Source organism: Variovorax sp. HJSM1_2, assembly GCF_049316285.1.
Taxonomy (GTDB): domain Bacteria; phylum Pseudomonadota; class Gammaproteobacteria; order Burkholderiales; family Burkholderiaceae_C; genus Rhodoferax_B.
The window spans coordinates 86,802-103,739 of sequence record NZ_JBMOXA010000017.1; the positions used below are offsets into that span (position 1 = coordinate 86,802).

Here is a 16,938-nt window from a genome sequence, read left to right on the forward strand (position 1 = left end):
CATCATCAAAAAATGTCAAGCAATAGCTTCTAGTGAGAATGTGTGATGAAATGTGGTGTTTGTGGCGGCAGTTCTTTTGCCGGTAGAGCTATCCTGTGGGATGGCCTCATTAATGAATGGCAGCTTTCAGAGAGCGAGACGGCCTATGTCAACAGGCAGCAAGGAGAGTCTTGCAATGACTGTGGTTCGAATTTGAGGTCCATTGCGTTGGCAAATGGAATTCGCTCCTACCTGGGAGTGAAGTGCACATTAAATGAAGCGGCCCAAAAGGCAGAGTTTCAAAAATTATCTATTTTTGAAATTAATGAAGCCGGGAATTTAACGCCGTCTCTCCAAAAGTTTTCAAATTACAAATTTGGGGCATATCCAGAGGTGGACATGCATGCGATGCCTTTCGCAGACGCATCATTTGATCTCGTCATTCATTCTGATACGTTGGAGCATGTGGATAACCCAGTTCACGCCTTGTCTGAATGTCGCCGAATCTTGAAGCCGGGTGGTGCCTTGTGCTTCACAATTCCAACCATCGTTGGACGAATGACTCGTAAAAGAGATGGTTTGCCAAAGAGCTTTCATGGCAATCCCGCAACCGCAACGGATGATTTCATTGTTCGGACAGAGTTTGGAGCGGATGGATGGACCTACGCAATGGAAGCCGGTTTTACTGATGTTGCACTTCATGCAGTTGCCTATCCATCGGCAATTGCCTATGTCGCTAGAAATGGATGAAATCGCGGTTGCTCTGAGAACGCCCCTTTAACGTGGGCGTCTTAAAAAGAACGCCAGGTGCTCTAGCAGACTTTCGTCGATGCAGTCGCCATTTATCGCGTTCGATCGGTTGGATTGCTCGGGCACGGACTGCTCTGGGCGTATAAATCCGGACGTCGCTGTGGGCAAACCATCGCAAGAAATCACTTCTAGGAATTGATCATCGCTTTGCGTCCTGAGGATGCCCGAAACCTCGGCCTTAGTTCACGCATGTCACCCAAAGTTGGCTTGCGACGACCTTGCTCGCCGTGACCCGACAGCCAGTTGGTCAGATTATTTGCATGAGAGCGCCCAGTGGCAATCGGCTGCTGCTGGAGAGACTGCTATGACCGAGGCGGTCTTCTATTCCCCATAACCACTCGCACGCACCATTCTCTCTCCAGACATGGCGAACTGAATACGTCTATTCGTGACGTTTACCCGAAGGGTATATCCCCCGCTCCCTGGGCTGCAATTCAGGCAGTGAAGTCTCCAGGAGGAGGAGGCGTAGAACTTACGCTGGTGCTGAGGCGCTACTTTTTTCGTTCATACGACGTAATGCAATAATGTATATGCCGAGTAAAAGCAGACCAGAAAATAAAAACCAAAGACTAATCTTAAAGATGGGCGGCGAGTAGCGAAACTCGATGAAATGGGCTCCTGATTTAAACGGAACACCTATTTGATTGCCGTTGACCTTGAGCGGCATTTTTAGTTCACCATCAACGAGAACCTCCCAAGATGAACTGGAAAACTCATTCAAAACGAAGACGCCATCCGTGTCGCACTGGATTGAATAAATTCTCTTGTTGAATTTGACCGGGCTTTGTGCTTGATTGAAGCAAAGTGAAGTTGCCACAGTGCTTTTCGCCGATTCAAGAGTTAGCGTGCCAGGTTCAATAAAAAGAACTGGCTTTTTCAAGTCAAGGTTGATAGTTTTGTCTGCGAAGTCATCTGAACTCCCAAACAACCCATTGATGGATTGAGCTATGTAGGTGTATGGCAGCGCGGCAGGTGCTTCGTATATCGAAAATCCGGAAATGTTTTCTGAAAATTCATAACCGTTAGTCGACTCTTTAGTACAGTCTTGGCAAACTAGAAATTTTCCGCCAAGCGCACGAACGTAATTGTCTTTTCGAGGAACGTGGTAGTAGATTTCTTTGAATTGCTGGTAGGGGGCTGGGTTAACATAAGCATTAAATGTTCTCAGCCCTAGATAAGACGCCAACATGGCTCCGTGCTGTTTTTGGATGGAACCTTCAAAAACAACTCGATATTGCCGATTCGGATCCTTCTCGGCGATCCTCTCCAGCGCTGACATCAAGCCAACGCCTCCCGTCGCTAAAAACTGGCTGTCAGAAATCTTTGGCGCAATCCATGGGACTTGAATCCATTGCGCGCCGATGGTCAGCGCAGCCCAAAATGAAAGAATGACATTCTTGTTGAAATTGGGGCGAAGTCGTGCGAGAAAAATGGTGCCGAAAATCAATAATCCCAATGGAATAAGTGTTCTTAATGCGACCTCATGGCCTCGGTCTTGAATTTTGAACGCAATAACCAAGCTGAAGGCAATGCTTAAAACGACAAAACCAGCAAAAAATTTCTTCCAGTATGAAGATGGATTTTGGCTGATTTTTGAAAACTCACGAATAATCTGGTCAATGCCAAAAGCTGCGAGCAATCCAACAGAAAATTGAAAAAGAAATAAAAACCGGCTGGGTTCTCGGATTTTATTGATTAAAGGAATTTCGTAGTTTACGTAGGCGAGTCCAAAATTACTGCCAAATGATGAGAGTAGCGAATAGATTGCCAGAAAAATGATTGGCCATACGGCCCAATTTATTTTTCTCGCAGAGCCTGATTTAATTGCCAAGAAAATTGGAATCAAACCGATGAAGAGGCCGCCAACTGCTTGGGTATTGGCCATTTTAAAAAAAATGGCTGGTATGTCGGCGATTCGAACTTGATCGGTAAGAAAGGCTTCGAATGGAATCAGGTCATTTCCGATGACCGGCGGAAATCCGCCAACCCATCGAATCATATCCTTGAAGTCTGATACAACGGGAATCAGTACTGGGGCTGTAAGTAAAATTGCGATTAAAGCAATTAAGGATACTGTCCCCAAGGCGGGAAAGAAATTTTTAAAATTATTCTTTTTGTACAAAAATAATGTGTAAGAGAGAAATAAAAGAACGCTAATGACGACGGCATGAATCAAAGGCTGTGCGGGAGAAGCCAATGTAAGCATGACGATTGCAAAGAGCATAGTCATACACGCGGGTAGAGATTTTGGCTGCTCTAGGACTTTAATTAATCCGGCTAAATACAAAGGAAGCCAAGCATATGGTGCCGTGATATTTATCCAAACCGCGTAATTTTGCGAATTCGAACTGAAGGCTATTAGTACTGCCCCGACAATAGCTGCAATTCTTGAAACCTGCAGTACTCTAAGAAGAATATAGGAGTTTGCGAGAAATATAAAAATATGCATCAATGTGATGAGATGCATGGACCGCATTGCTTCCAATGGGGTCTCGAAAATAGGCAAAAACGAAAAATAAAAAGGATAAAAAGGCGACAGTTGAGCAAAATTGAATAGTGGAATGCCACCGAGAATGGTATTTATCCAGAGTGGCCATTCGCCGTGCCGAAGTACTTCTGAAATATGTGAAAGTATTGGGGCGAGAAAAAATTCGTTGTCCAAATGGGTGGCGAAAGAATATTTCTCACCAGCTATTTTGTACAAGAAAAGAAGCCATACGGCAAAGATGGCGGCAATTTCTGCAATTCGAGTCTGCCAGTTGAATTTATTTTTTTCCATTCTTTTCTACCGAAGATGTAAAGACGAGTAATTTGTTTAGTGTGTAAGAGATGAATATGTAAATCACGCCTGCAATGATCTGGCATGCACCTGATGGAGTTTTGGTGTAGCGCAATAAAACATATAGAACGATAAAGTTGGCTAGATATGCCAATGCAAACACAAGCAAAAATCGAGGTAGTTCCTTAGATTTTTTGCCGGTTGATCTGAAGGTTAGATTTCTATTGAGTGCGAATGACACCATAAGGGCAACTGAGTAGCCCGCGAAATTACTGACCATAGGAGGCCAATTTAATAAAAATTGGGCTCCAAAGATCAGTGCATATCCAAAAAATGTATTGAATACCCCAACCAAAAGATATCTGAAGAGCTCTCCCGTCATTTTTTTGCATGGAGGACGTATTGCCCTCCTAAAGGCACCCGGGCGAGGTAACGTTCAAGCCAGATAAGTTTCGGTAAGCTTGGTGGGACGAAGAGACAATAATCTGTTTCTTTGACCTGAAAGCCAGCACCAGATAACCGTTGTCTTAGTTCTTTTGGGCGCAACAAAACAGCATCGTCGTCATAAGGGCATGTTGAGACGATGCGTTGGGTGATAGGGTTATATGGGTTGTGCTCAAATATGAATATGTCCCCGTCACTTGAAAGGCGTTGACGCAGCTTTTGGGCGACCTTATCTCGTTCAATGACGGGAATATGATGAAAAACGCCGGCAATGAAGATTAAGTCGAAGGTATCGTGGTTCGATAGACTTTCATCTTCAAGAATGAACTGTACGCCAGGGTAATCTTCGCGTGCAATGTCTAAACTTGCAGCTGAAATATCGGTGCCAACGATGGCGGCTTCTGGGAAGCACTTCTGAAGAAATGAAATGTTTCTGCCAATTCCACAACCATATTCCAAAATACGCCGAGGCGGGGTCTTAAGTTTGGATTTGACGAGATCAACCTTGTAGCGTGCAAAATACCCGTCATCTTTTGTAAAAAAGTCGGTCCTCTCTTGCAGTAGCTTGTTGTAGTCTGCAGTGTATTGGTCGAAGTCAACACGATTAGTCATGATTTTTTATCACTTCATCAATAATGTAATGAGGCCTCTTTTTTACTTCCTCGTAAATGCCTCCGATATATGCGCCCATTATTCCGAGAATAATTAGTTGTATTCCGCTGAATAAAAGAAGTGCTGCGATCAAGGTTGTCCAGCCGCTCGGGATAGATCTGTCGATAAAGAAAAAGACAACAGAGAACAGCGCATAGAGGAAGGCAAGTAGCGCAAAGCCAACGCCGACAAAAATGCCAACGTGCAGAGGCCTTGTGCTAAATGATAGTATTCCAGCTGCAGCCAGTTTTAATGTTCGAGAGAACGAGTATTTTGAATGGCCAGCGAAACGACGTTCTGCCTGATACTCTATGCAGTCCTGATTGAAACCAATCCAAGAGAACAGTCCGCGTAAAAACATGTTGCGCTCTTCAAAGTCGGCAGAAAGAGTTTTGGCGACACGGCGACTAATGAGCCTAAAATCAGCTGCATTGGCATTGATTGGAACTTTTGAAATCGCACCAAGCATTTTATAAAACAGATTGCCCGCTGCTCGGCGTATAAAACTGCCGCCCTCAGTGCTTTCTCGAATTGTGAAAACTACATCCGATCCGGCCGTGAACTTTTCGAGCATCGCTGGAATCAGTTCCGGTGGATGTTGCAGGTCGCTATCCATCATGACAATGCAATCAGCGTCTTTGGCGTAGTCAATGCCAGCCAGCAACGACATCTGGTGTCCAAAACGAGACGAAAGCGTGATAACGATGACAGAAGAGTCACGTGCTGCGATGTCGCGCAGAATTTGAACTGTTTTGTCGGTAGATCTGTCTACAACAAATATGATTTGAGATTCGGTATTTTCTATGCTGTTCAGCACGCTTCGTGTGCGCTCGTAAAAATGAGCGATAACACTTTCTTCATTGAATACCGGGGCAACGACGGTTAATTTGGTTTTCATGCAGTCGTATTTTGGTTCAATAATCTTTGAGTTTTAGATACGTCCGCATATATTGCGGGTACATCATAGCCAGACCTATTGGAGTTATTTTCTGCTTCTCGAACAATGGAGAAATCCAGGTTGGATGCGCTTAACTCTTGAGCGAGTAAATCTCTCATTCTTAAAGGGGCGCCACTTGCTACGTGATAGATTTCACCTGATACGCCATTTGTCATGATGGCCAAAATCTGTTCGGCCGCCTCAGCAATAGATATGTAGTCACGTACAGCGGAAAGTGGTCCAATCTCAAGCGTGTCTTTCTTTCCTGCAAGAATTTCCTCTATTTGATGTGTAATTCTGCCGAAAAATAGATTTTTTGATATCTTGGCACCTGCGAGATTGAAGATGCGGGCTTCAAGTACATCAACGCCTAAGGCGATATAAAAGCCAATTAATTGAGTTTGCCAAGCTTTGGTGACCCCGTATGCCGAAACAGGCTTTAGGATTCTGTCTTCGCGAATTGGGTTTTCAGTTTCTTTTACAGCACCGTATTCGGCGGCAGAGCCTGTTAGAAGAATTCTAGTTTTAAAATTCGCAGATTTTGCCAAATCAAGTATTTGCCGCGCTGCAACCACGTTGACGGAATACATTTCCTCTAGCGAACCGGTAAAGTTGGCTGCTAGATGCAAAACATAGCGTGGCTTGATTTTGTTGAAAGCGGTAGACATTTGCGTTGAATCGCAAATGTCGATGGGAAAATGAGCGTGAACTCCTTCAACTACCGTACGGCCCGCGGTGTAAACTCGAAAATTATTTGTTTTGATGAGTTGCGAAATAATGGCTTGGCCGAGCGCCCCATTGCCGCCGGTAATTAAAATTTCGCTCACTGAGGGATCCCAAGCTTTTGAGATAATTCTTCGTAGTGATCGTCGGCATATTGGTAGTCGTCGGGCCTACCGATGTCGAGCCAGTATCCGGAAAAAGGCTCAATGCTGATTTTTTTCTTTTGAGCAAGGCCATCCAGCATCAGATTATCAAACCCGTATTTTGCGCCACGGGGGAGCCCTTCGATGACCGAACGATTAATGCAGTAAACGCCCATGCTGACATCAAAATTGTAGGACGGTTTTTCTTCAAAAGCGGTCAAATGGCCGTTGGAATCGTATTTGAGAACCCCAAAGTCAATTTTGGCTTCGCGTTTATAGGCAGAAACAGAAACCAGACTCTTTTTGGCTACATGGGTCTCGAAAAAATTCTTGTAATTCAAATCGCACAAAATGTCGCCGTTCATTACCAAGAAATTCTCTGGAAGATCGTCGATGAGTGTAAGTGGTCCGATGGTGCTGAGCTCACCTTCTTCCAGCGAATAATCAATCTTGACGCCAAGACGAGACCCATCACCAAAATACGACATGATCAGATGCGAAAGATGATTCACCGCAAGAGTCACATGCGAAAAGCCATTTTGAGCCAGTTGCATGATGATGATTTCAAGGATTGAATATTTTCCACCCAATGGAACCAACGGCTTGGGGATCAGTGTTGTATACGGTTTTAGTCGGGTGCCTTTGCCGCCCGCCATGATGATGGCTCTCATGTTATTCCTTAATTAAACGTTATACAACCAAGCTTTGTAGCGTGCGAGATTCTCTGGAACTCGGAACCAATCAACAGTGTCATGTAAACCTGATTCCATATTGAATTTTGGTTTCCAGTTGGTGAGGCTCTTTATTTTCTGATTGTCGCCAATTAGTCTGAAGACTTCAGACGCTTCGGGGCGCATGCGGTCTTCCGTCGAAATGATTTGAGCGTTTGGGTTAATCGTTGAAATCAAAATATCGGCGATATCTTTGATGGAGTGCTCTTCACCCATCGCGATGTTGACTTCTTGTCCCACGGCAGCATCTGCTTCGGCCAATTCAATGAAGCCTTGTGCTGTATCTTTGACGTAGTTGAAATCACGGGTCGGTGACAGGCTGCCAAGCTTGATGGTTTCGGCGCCACTGAGCAATTGGGTGATAACCGTTGGAATCACTGCACGGGCTGACTGGCGAGGGCCATATGTGTTGAATGGGCGAACAATGACTACAGGGGTTTCGAAGGAGCGAAAGAACGATTCCGCGAGTCGATCGGCGCCAATTTTGGTGGCGCTGTATGGGGACTGGCCTTGGAAGGGGTGTTTCTCGTCAATCGGGGCATATTGAGCAGTACCATATACCTCGGACGTGGAGGTGATCAAAACTCGCTCAGTGTTGTGCTGGCGGGCTGCCTGCAAAACATTCAGCGTGCCCTTGATGTTGGTATCAACATAAGAGTCTGGCGAGTGGTACGAGAAAGGAATTGCGATCAGTGCTGCCAGATGGAACACAATATCGCAGCCTTTCATGGCCGTCGAAACACCATTCGGATCTCGAATATCCCCGCTAAAAACGTCTAGATTTTTTAGTTTTTCTGGCGGTAGTGTGTCTAACCAACCCCAGCTGTTAAATGAGTTGTAATAAACGAAGGCGCGTACGTCGCAGCCTTTATCAAGTAGAGCTTCAACCAAATGACTGCCGATGAATCCATCGGCGCCTGTAACAAGTATTTTTTTTCCGAGTAAATTCATGAGAGTCTTCAGTCTTTAAATGGTGTTGGGCCTGTTTTAAATTGGCGTATGATTAATTTATTTTTGTGAGATGCTGGCGCTTGGATAATGTTTCTGCCATTTTATTTTGGGGATTTTTTTATTGGCTCTGGTGACCCGTCAGGACATAAAGCGCAGGTTGGCCATCACGTCTGTTTAGTGTGTCGCTGCGAATATCGGTTACCCCGTTCTCCTGCAGTACCTTTATATATTGCGCGCGGTCACTGTCTTTCCAGAAAGCCACATGAACGCCATTCTTCTGGCCGCGATGTTTGCGCAACGATTTAGTGGTCAGATCTGTTTCATAAGCGACTTGATTTCCGGTGAGGAAGGCAAAAGGCATATAGAACCCCCATTCAGGGAAGTACCAGACGGCTGTGTCTTTTTCTTCAAGAGCCGAGCGGGACATCACGGTCAGTGCATCGCTGCTCATTCCTGCCCCTCCCGTGCGCACCAGCTCCATATGGACGCGATTTTGCTGGATGATGTTGGTGGCGACTAGTAGCGCGACCAGTGCTGTACAGCACAGCCTTATCCACTTTCCGTTGCCCAGCTGCGTCGACAGCCAATAGAGGGCGACGCCGAGCAGCAAATAACTCACTGATACCAGCGTTGTGAAATGATGGGCCCACAATCTCGCCCCGAAGCCTGCCGCCAACAAGACATAGGAAACGGGAAGTAATGCGATCGCCAGTAATACGCGTGCCAGCGAGGGGTTTCTTCGCCATTCGCACCAAACGCCCGTGAGGCATACGGCGATCGATCCGGCTAGCATGATTGGCTTGATGACGGCCTCGTTGATGGATATGGCCTTGTCGGTCATCATCATTTCGTTGCCTATGCCGGACAAGCCAAGTTGCGTATTGGCAAGCACGCTGGACAGTCCCGCAAGGTAACTTGGACTGGCACCGGTTGGTTTTAAGCCCGTCAACGCAGTTTGCAGCCACCCAATGAATGGCCCAAATCCACGTGCCGCATATACCAGGCCCAGGTAGCCAACGATGTAGGGCAGCATGCCTATGGTGAAGCCCAGTACCCATGCCTTTGCCCGCGATACGACACCCCCGCGCCCGGCGCCGCAAATGGCCAAGGCTGCCACCGGGGGGAGGAAAAACAGGAAGACAAAGTAACCATAGACAGCGAGTCCCATCGAGATGCCGCATAGCAGCACCGAGCGCAGGACGTTGTCTTGATTCTGGGTGGAGCGTATTCCGAGGTAAATGGCGCCCATCATCCACATCTGCCCGGCAAGGATGATGTAGGCCTGTGTGCGGAAAGACCCGAGAAAAGCCATGTCGGTCGCCAGTCCTACTGACACGGCGAGTGCCAAGAGAGGGTGGCGAGTGATCTTGCGCAGGATCAACCAAACGAATAGGACGATGATGGCGCCAAACAATGCATGCGTAATGCGGGCGGAGGCCACTGTGGTTCCAAGCACGCTGTAGGTCAACAGCCCAAGCCAGAGGGTTTCTGTTCCGTGATAGAGATTCCCCAGTATTGGTAACTTCGGCCCGGGTAGCACCCAAACAGGATTGTCTAGCGCCGGATGTAGCCAACGTGCGACTAAATAGTCCGGGTTGATTGCGTCCATATAGAGCCCGGGCAGCTCCAGATTGCGCAGCGCACACGCACCGTACACGGCAAGCACCACAGCCCATCCGGTCGGGCCACGAAGAAGCTTCAGCACTGCTGCGCAAGCGTCCAATACCCAGCTTTTCACCGAAGTCATCATTCCAACCTTACTTTCGCTTGAAGACATACCATTGCGCCAGTGTGTAGTTCAGAGTCAGGCCGGCTATGGAGCCCGCTGCCACACCAATGACTGGATAGGACCGCACCATTTCCACGCGCCATACCAGCGCGGCATAGACGAGGTAGTTAACTGAAAGCCCACCCAGCTGAGAAATGATGTAACGCACCCACTCTTGCCAAAGCGACGAGGAGCCTCGCGTGTCGGCAAATGTGATGGCACGGTTGAACACCCAAGTGGTCGAGACCGCACACAGGAATGACACCAGTCGTGCAACGTAAGGCCCAGTACCCATCCATGTGATCAACGCGTACAGAACCCCCGCATCCACCAGAAATGCGAGCCCACCAGCGATGCAAAACAGGCCGAAACGCCGCATTTGCCAGCTCAGCGCTATTAGCGCCGGTTGGAGTGGTTCAAGTAGGCGAGCATCTTGGCTTCGTGGCGACCTCTGGTCACCGTATCCAAGATCAGGCCAACAGTGCCACTGAGCATGCCGGTCAGCATGACACCGGTAGCGAACAACGCGGTCGGCAGCCGTGGTACCAATCCAGTCTTAAGAAATTCGAGCAGCACTGGCGCCGCCAACCCTAGCGACAACAATGCCAGTGCGATGCCAATGCCGCCGAAAAAAACCAGCGGACGTTCAGCGCTGAACAGTCGCAACATGGTGCGCAGGATGCGGAATCCATCCTTGTAGGTGCTGAGTTTGCTGAAGGACCCTTCCGGGCGTTCCTTGTACGGCGTCTCAACTTCGCCGACAGACATCTTCATCTCGAGCGCATGCACGGTCAGTTCGGTTTCGATATCAAAGCCGCTGCTGAGCACCGGGAAAGATTTGACAAAGCGACGCGAGAAGGCACGGTAGCCGGTCAGGATGTCACGGCAGTTGCGCCCGAACAGCCAGCTGAGAAAGCCGGTCAGCATACGGTTGCCCCATACATGGCCAGCACGATAGGCCGCGTCTTCTTCTTGGGCTTTGCGCACGCCAACCACCATGTCGTGACTACCGTCGACCAGGCAGCGCACGAGCTCCGGCCCACTCGCTGCATGATAGGTATCGTCACCGTCCACCATGACATAGACATCGGCATCCACATCCGCAAACTGGCGGCGTACCACGTGCCCCTTGCCCTGCAGCGTCACATGGCGCACGTGCGCTCCACTTTTGGCTGCGACTTCTGCCGTACCGTCATTCGAGTTGTTGTCAAATACCCAGATATCCGCATCCGGTAACGCCGCGCGAAAGTCTTCAACCACCTTGGTGATGGCGACAGCCTCGTTGTAACAAGGCACAAGTACCGCAATGCGCATTGGAGCGCCTCCCTAAGTTTTATGTATTGTCTGAAGGAGTCCGACCGCTATCAGACTCAAATCCAGCTCGGCTTATCTCACACGGCGAGCGGTGAGGGTCGCGCACTCGCAAAGCCGCGCCGCTATTCGGCCGTTTTGCGCCATGCATGTGGATTCAGGCTCAAGCTTTGACGACAAAGCGCCACAACAGCCCGAGCACAGAAACTTCAAATTTCCTTACATATGTTAGCGCATCCGTCAGTGGATGCCTGGGCGGCGAAAGAGTGCGGCACAGGCGATGGAGGCGGGCAATTGCCTGTCGAAATCCCGAAAGAATGTTTAAAACGCTCAGAGCAATAGAGTGAAAACGCCGGAAGGATGGCCATCCGGCCCGAAATAGGGATGAGCCACGAGTCTTGAGTTAAGCGTCGGAGGAGGGGTGACTTCTCAACTGCCGCCGCAGTCGCCAAAAAGAAGACGAGCTCCATACCTTCCCCAAACTCTGCACGTGCCACCACATATGACGGTAATCTCTGTGGCTGGCCCGTTGCGCTTCGTGCACAACGCTCAATTCATTGGCGACTTGAATCTGCCAGCCCGCGAGTTGGGTGCGGGCGCAGATGTCGAAATCCTCGCCATACATAAAGAAGCGCTCGTCAAATCCGCGAATCTTTGCAAAAGCCTCGTAGCGAAACAGCATAAACAAACCCGGGATCCACGCGGGGTGTTTGGGGCGAACATATTGCGGGCGTCGACGGGTCAGAATTTCTAACGGTGTGAGCAGGCCGCGTTGTTGTTCTGGCTCTGTTTTCCCAGGCTCAAAGATCAATGGTGTCAGCAGTCCCGTTCGAGACCCGGCTTGAGCGATCAGGGGCGTCAGCACATCCTGATCCAAGCGAATGTCTGGGTTCAAAGCCAAAAACCAAGGTGTTGAACAGCGCTGAAATGCCTGGTTTTGGTTGGCGCCAAAGCCTTTTTGAGAGGTATTTTCAATTCGCTCGACCGGAAAGCGCCATTGCTCCCCCGCCAACGCATCAGGCTCGGGTTTATTAATGGTTAAAACAACCTTTTCTATGACCTGGTGGCAATAGGTGTTGAGTTGGCTCAGTAACGGGCGAATCAGTTCCAGGTGCCCGTGGCTAACAATGGAGACCGTAATAGGCTTGTGCAAGGGAAGACGGAGAGTAAATGTGCTTGATCCGATTTTATGTTGGCGACAGTCTCGCCATGAACTGCGCCTAGTTTGATCCAATCATGGGCTATCGCTCAGGCACAATGTGCATCACTGCAATTGGGGCGTGTTCGCTGCGACCTGTTGGTTCTCTAAACCTTTCCCGCCGCGGAAGACTGCATGTTTTTCTTTTTTTGCCTCAGCTTTTGGCTGTCCTTATCCACCGGGATGATTCTTGTGAGCCGCGCCAGAGGGCATGCTCGGCGCTATGGCGAAGCCATGCCGCAACGGTTTCACATGGGCGATATCCCTCGTCTTGGCGGTGTGGGCATCTTTTTGGGTATGGCCGCTTCCTGGCTTTTTGCGGCCGTGGCTTTCTGGGCGGGCAATGTTGGCAATCTCGGGATCGATGCCAAGCTGGCCGTGGCCTTTACTTGTGCGGTTGCGCCAGCCTTCATCGGTGGTGCGGCTGAGGATCTGACACAGCGTCTTTCCGTTCGTTATCGTTTGCTGCTTACGGGCTTGTCGGCAGCGTTGGCAACCTGGTTGCTGGGTGCGAGCCTTTCGCGTCTTGGCGTTCCGGTGTTGGATGGTGTGTTGCAGGCGCTTCCGTGGTTGGGGCTGGTGCTGGCCATCGTCGCTGTGATGGGGTTGCCCCATGCGTTCAACATCATCGATGGCTATAACGGTCTATCGGGTACGGTGGCCATGATCGTGGCACTAGCGTTGGTGTATGTGGCGCTGCAGGTGGGTGACCGGCAACTGGCGGGTATCTTGATCTGCATGGTGGGGGCCACGGCCGGCTTCCTTTTCTGGAACTACCCCCGTGGGATGATTTTTGCCGGCGACGGAGGTGCCTACGTTTGGGGTGTGACCATTGCAGTCTGCAGTATCCTGCTGGTGCAGCGTCATTCGCTGGTATCTCCGTGGTTCCCCATGCTGCTTTTGATTTACCCGGTGTGGGAAACCTTTTTCTCCATCTACCGTAAGCTGGCTCGCGGTGTGTCGCCCAGCGTGGCGGATGCGCTGCACTTCCACCAACTCATTTACCGGCGCATCGTGCACGGCGTGTTTCATGACGACGAATCGCGTCGCATGCTGATGCGCAACAACCGCACTTCGCCCTATCTGTGGGCGTTTACCGGGTTGACGGTGGTGCCGGCCGTACTGTTCTGGAGCAACACCATCGTCCTGATGGTGTTTTGCGTGCTGTTTGTCATCACCTATGTTTCGGCCTACCTGATGATCATCCGTTTCAAGGTGCCGCGCTGGTTGCGCAAGTGATGTCTTGAGCTTGCGGCGCCTGGCTTCACGGATTTGCCGCGCTGCTAAGGCAAAATGGGAATATCGCTTCGATTTGACTGATCACACGGAATTGACATGACCGACACCACGTTGATTGCCCCCCGGGACAAGGCTGAGATCCTGGCCCAGGCGCTGCCTTACATCCGCAAGTTTCACGGCAAAACCATCGTCATCAAGTACGGTGGCAATGCCATGACCGACCCCGAGTTGCAGGCTGACTTTGCTGAAGATGTGGTGCTGCTCAAGCTGGTGGGTATGAACCCTGTGGTGGTGCACGGCGGCGGCCCGCAAATCGAGACCGCGCTCAAGCGCCTCGGCAAGAAGGGCGAGTTTGTGCAAGGCATGCGTGTGACCGACGCCGAGACCATGGAAGTGGTCGAGTGGGTGTTGGCCGGCGAGGTGCAGCAAGACATCGTGGGCCTGATCAACCAGGCCGGCGGCAAGGCCGTGGGGCTGACCGGGCGCGACGGCGGTCTGATCCGTGCGCAAAAGCTCAAGATGCTCGACAACACCGACCCCACCAAGGAACACGACGTGGGCCAGGTGGGCGATATCGTCTCCATCGACCCCAGCGTGGTCAAGGCGCTGCAGGACGACGCTTTTATTCCTGTCATCAGCCCCATTGGCTTCGGCGAGAACAACGAAAGCTACAACATCAACGCCGACGTGGTGGCCAGCAAGCTGGCCTCTGTGCTGCAGGCCGAGAAGCTGATGATGTTGACCAATATTCCTGGTGTGCTCAACAAGGGGGGCGAACTGCTGACCGAACTGACTTCGCGTGAGATCGACGATTTGGTCGCCGACGGCACCATCTCGGGCGGCATGTTGCCCAAGCTGGCTGGTGCCATCGACGCGGCCAAGAGCGGCGTCAACGCCGTGCACATCGTTGACGGCCGTGTGCCCCATGCCATGTTGCTGGAGATTCTGAGCGATCAGGCTTTTGGCACCATGATCCGCTCGCATTGAGGGGCGGGGCTTTTCCCTTGTACCTCCAGCGTGTCCATGCCTGAGTCCACTGCCGAAGAGTTTCCCTCCACCGAAGAAGGCGCGCCAGCGGCCCTGGCGCGCAAGCGCCCCCGCGCAGGCGAGCGCCGTGTGCAGATCTTGCAGGCGCTGGCGGCCATGCTGGAGCAGCCCGGCACCGACCGTGTGACCACGGCGGCTCTGGCCGCTAGATTGGAGGTGAGTGAAGCCGCGCTCTACCGTCACTTCGCCAGCAAGGCGCAGATGTTCGAGGGGCTGATCGAGTTCATTGAATCATCGGTGTTTTCGCTGTTGAACCAGATCATGGCCAAGGCCGATGCGGCGAATGTTGCCGAGCCTCCTGTGCTCGACGCTGGTCTGCGCCAGGCTGCACGCATGGTCACCATCGTGCTGCAGTTTGCCGAGAAGAACCCCGGCATGACACGTGTGATGGTGGGCGACGCGCTGGTGCTGGAGAACGAACGTCTGACGCAGCGTATGAACCTGTTTTTCGACAAGGTCGAAGCCAGCTTGCGCCAGTGCCTGCGTGACGCGCATGCCGCGTCTGCCTCGCAAACCCCCACGGTTGATGCCCAGGTGCAGGCCTCGGTGTTGGTGGCCTTTGTGCTGGGGCGCCTGCAGCGCTTCACGCGTTCGGGCTTCAAGCGCCTGCCTACCGAGCAATTGGAGCTCAGTTTGGCGATTTTGCTTTAAATTGCTTCGTTTTTGATAGCTGATGCCGCTGACACAGAAAGCGCCAGCGGCATTTTTCATTCAAGCCTAAGCGGGCACGCTCAAGCCGACCTTCTGGCCCGCAGCACGGATTTCTTCCCAGGTTTGGCTGTCCACGGTGATGCCTTCCTTGGCGCGCGCCACACGCATGGCGCGTTCGGGTTCGCCGGCGATCTGCACGTGGTCCACGCCGGGCGCTGCGGGGCCTTGGCGCAGTGATTCAACAAATGCACGCGCCTCTTCGGTGAAGGTTTCTTGTGTGCCCAGCTTGGCGGGATCGATCAACACGGTGAGCATGCCGTTGTAGACCGAGCGTGCCGTGGTGGTGGGGCGGTGCCAGGTGCCGCCGCCCGTTAACGCGCCGCCCAACAACTCACACGCCACGGCCATGCCGTAACCCTTGTGCTCGCCGAACGTCATCAGCGCGCCAAACAAGCCATTGCTTTGCGGCACCACCACCACGCCAGGGTCGGTGGTCGGATTGCCGTGTTCGTCTATCAGCGAGCCGGGTTCGGCTTGTTGGCCCTTGTTGTAAGCCACGCGCATCTTGCCCTGTGCGAAGCGGCTGGTGGCGAAGTCGAGCACAAACGGTTCTTGTCCCAGCAGCGGTACACCGATGCAGCAGGGGTTGGTGCCAAAGCGGCCATCGGCCCCACCCCACGGTGCGACGACGGGGCGCGACAACACATTGACGAAGTGCATGGACACCAAGCCTTGCGCCACGGCCATTTCTGCGAAGTGGCCTATGCGCCCCAGATGGTGCGCGTTGCCCAGCGTCATGATGCAGCTGCCGTGTTGCTTGGCGCGCGCCATGCCCAGTTCCATGGCCTGTTCACCCACCACTTGCCCGTAGCCGCGCTGGCCGTCCAGGGCCAGCATGCTGCCGATGTCGAGGTTGATTTTCACACCTGTGTTGGGGCTCAGTCCACCTTCGAGCACAGCATCCACATAACGCGGCAGCATGCCCACGCCGTGTGAATCATGCCCGCTCAGGTTGGCCAAGACCAGATTGCCGGCGACTTTTTCAGCCTCGGCCGGGCTGCTACCAGCGGCGACCAAAACGGCTGCGACTTGCGCCTGCAGCGCGGGGGCGAGAAGTGTTTTTGACATGTGAATATGGAAGAGAGTTTGTTATTTACATCACTGCACCGATTTGCCATGGAACGAATTCGTTTTGTCCATAGCCGTGTTTTTCGCTCTTGCTTTTCTCGCCCGATGCCGTGGCCAGCACCAGCTCAAAAATGCGTTGGCCCATGGCCTGGATATCGCTGCCGCCGTCGATGATCTCGCCGCAGTTGATGTCCATGTCCTCTTCCTGCCGTTGCCATAGCGCGGAGTTGGTGGCCAGCTTGAGTGAAGGCGAGGGCGCGCAGCCGTAGGCCGAGCCGCGGCCGGTGGTGAAGCAGATCACGTTGGCGCCGCCGGCCACCTGGCCGGTTGCGCTCACGGGGTCGTAGCCAGGGGTGTCCATGAAGACGAAGCCGTGCGCCGTCACCGGCTCGGCATATTCGTACACACCTTCGAGGTTGCAGGTGCCGCCCTTGGCCACGGCGCCTAG

The 16,938-nt window shown here is 51.8% G+C and carries 16 protein-coding genes and 1 pseudogene; 4 read left to right on the top strand and 13 right to left on the bottom strand.

Annotated elements, in window-relative coordinates; all coding sequences use genetic code 11:
* Positions 1–45 precede the first annotated feature (45 nt).
* The gene (locus ACFQ95_RS17980; protein ID WP_422833146.1) at positions 46–729 is read left to right on the top strand and encodes a methyltransferase domain-containing protein; all 684 of its coding nucleotides are present in this window, start codon (positions 46–48) and stop codon (positions 727–729) included.
* A 532-nt stretch (positions 730–1,261) separates the two neighbouring features.
* Here ACFQ95_RS17980 and ACFQ95_RS17985 read toward each other — a convergent pair.
* From ACFQ95_RS17985 to ACFQ95_RS18035, 11 genes are all read right to left on the bottom strand, one after another.
* Positions 1,262–3,568: a YfhO family protein gene (locus ACFQ95_RS17985; protein ID WP_422833148.1), complete on the bottom strand. Its 2,307-nt coding sequence runs from the start codon at positions 3,566–3,568 to the stop codon at positions 1,262–1,264.
* Positions 3,555–3,950, bottom strand: coding sequence for a GtrA family protein (locus tag ACFQ95_RS17990; RefSeq protein ID WP_422833150.1), 396 nt, complete (start codon positions 3,948–3,950; stop codon positions 3,555–3,557). The genes ACFQ95_RS17985 and ACFQ95_RS17990 overlap by 14 nt, the downstream gene beginning before the upstream one ends.
* Positions 3,947–4,624 (bottom strand): class I SAM-dependent methyltransferase, encoded by a 678-nt coding sequence (locus ACFQ95_RS17995; protein WP_422833151.1) that lies wholly within the window; start codon positions 4,622–4,624, stop codon positions 3,947–3,949. Before ACFQ95_RS17995 ends, ACFQ95_RS17990 begins: the two co-directional genes overlap by 4 nt.
* Positions 4,617–5,561: a glycosyltransferase family 2 protein gene (locus tag ACFQ95_RS18000; protein ID WP_422833153.1), complete on the bottom strand. Its 945-nt coding sequence runs from the start codon at positions 5,559–5,561 to the stop codon at positions 4,617–4,619. Before ACFQ95_RS18000 ends, ACFQ95_RS17995 begins: the two co-directional genes overlap by 8 nt.
* Positions 5,558–6,427 (bottom strand): NAD-dependent epimerase/dehydratase family protein, encoded by an 870-nt coding sequence (locus tag ACFQ95_RS18005; RefSeq protein ID WP_422833155.1) that lies wholly within the window; start codon positions 6,425–6,427, stop codon positions 5,558–5,560. The genes ACFQ95_RS18000 and ACFQ95_RS18005 overlap by 4 nt, the downstream gene beginning before the upstream one ends.
* Entirely contained in the window at positions 6,424–7,137 is a 714-nt protein-coding gene (locus ACFQ95_RS18010) for a sugar phosphate nucleotidyltransferase (RefSeq protein WP_422833157.1), read from the bottom strand. Before ACFQ95_RS18010 ends, ACFQ95_RS18005 begins: the two co-directional genes overlap by 4 nt.
* A 12-nt stretch (positions 7,138–7,149) precedes the next feature.
* On the bottom strand, positions 7,150–8,148 hold the full coding sequence (locus ACFQ95_RS18015; protein ID WP_422833158.1) for an NAD-dependent 4,6-dehydratase LegB: 999 nt from the start codon (positions 8,146–8,148) through the stop codon (positions 7,150–7,152).
* Positions 8,149–8,266: 118 nt separating this feature from the next.
* Positions 8,267–9,925: an ArnT family glycosyltransferase gene (locus ACFQ95_RS18020; RefSeq protein ID WP_422833160.1), complete on the bottom strand. Its 1,659-nt coding sequence runs from the start codon at positions 9,923–9,925 to the stop codon at positions 8,267–8,269.
* Positions 9,906–10,295, bottom strand: a complete 390-nt coding sequence (locus tag ACFQ95_RS18025) for a GtrA family protein (protein WP_422833162.1) — start codon at positions 10,293–10,295, stop codon at positions 9,906–9,908. The genes ACFQ95_RS18020 and ACFQ95_RS18025 overlap by 20 nt, the downstream gene beginning before the upstream one ends.
* A 17-nt stretch (positions 10,296–10,312) precedes the next feature.
* Positions 10,313–11,230, bottom strand: a complete 918-nt coding sequence (locus ACFQ95_RS18030; RefSeq protein WP_422833164.1) for a glycosyltransferase family 2 protein — start codon at positions 11,228–11,230, stop codon at positions 10,313–10,315.
* Positions 11,231–11,630: 400 nt separating this feature from the next.
* On the bottom strand, positions 11,631–12,380 hold the full coding sequence (locus ACFQ95_RS18035; protein WP_422833166.1) for a glycosyltransferase family 2 protein: 750 nt from the start codon (positions 12,378–12,380) through the stop codon (positions 11,631–11,633).
* 228 nt (positions 12,381–12,608) lie between these two features.
* On the opposite strand from ACFQ95_RS18035, the gene ACFQ95_RS18040 reads away from it, so the two are divergent.
* The 3 genes from ACFQ95_RS18040 (at position 12,609) to slmA (ending at position 15,362) form a co-directional block, all read left to right on the top strand.
* Positions 12,609–13,664, top strand: coding sequence for an MraY family glycosyltransferase (locus ACFQ95_RS18040; RefSeq protein WP_422833168.1), 1,056 nt, complete (start codon positions 12,609–12,611; stop codon positions 13,662–13,664).
* Between the two features lie 96 nt (positions 13,665–13,760).
* A complete protein-coding gene (argB, locus tag ACFQ95_RS18045) occupies positions 13,761–14,651 on the top strand; it encodes an acetylglutamate kinase (protein ID WP_422833170.1) in 891 nt (296 codons plus the stop codon).
* A gap of 36 nt (positions 14,652–14,687) precedes the next feature.
* Positions 14,688–15,362, top strand: a complete 675-nt coding sequence (slmA, locus tag ACFQ95_RS18050; RefSeq protein WP_422833172.1) for a nucleoid occlusion factor SlmA — start codon at positions 14,688–14,690, stop codon at positions 15,360–15,362.
* A 66-nt stretch (positions 15,363–15,428) separates the two neighbouring features.
* On the opposite strand, the gene ACFQ95_RS18055 is transcribed toward slmA, so the two are convergent.
* Positions 15,429–16,490 (bottom strand): malate/lactate/ureidoglycolate dehydrogenase, encoded by a 1,062-nt coding sequence (locus ACFQ95_RS18055; protein WP_422833173.1) that lies wholly within the window; start codon positions 16,488–16,490, stop codon positions 15,429–15,431.
* Positions 16,491–16,515: 25 nt separating this feature from the next.
* Positions 16,516–16,938 (bottom strand): annotated as a pseudogene (locus tag ACFQ95_RS18060) (altronate dehydratase); the annotation flags it as partial.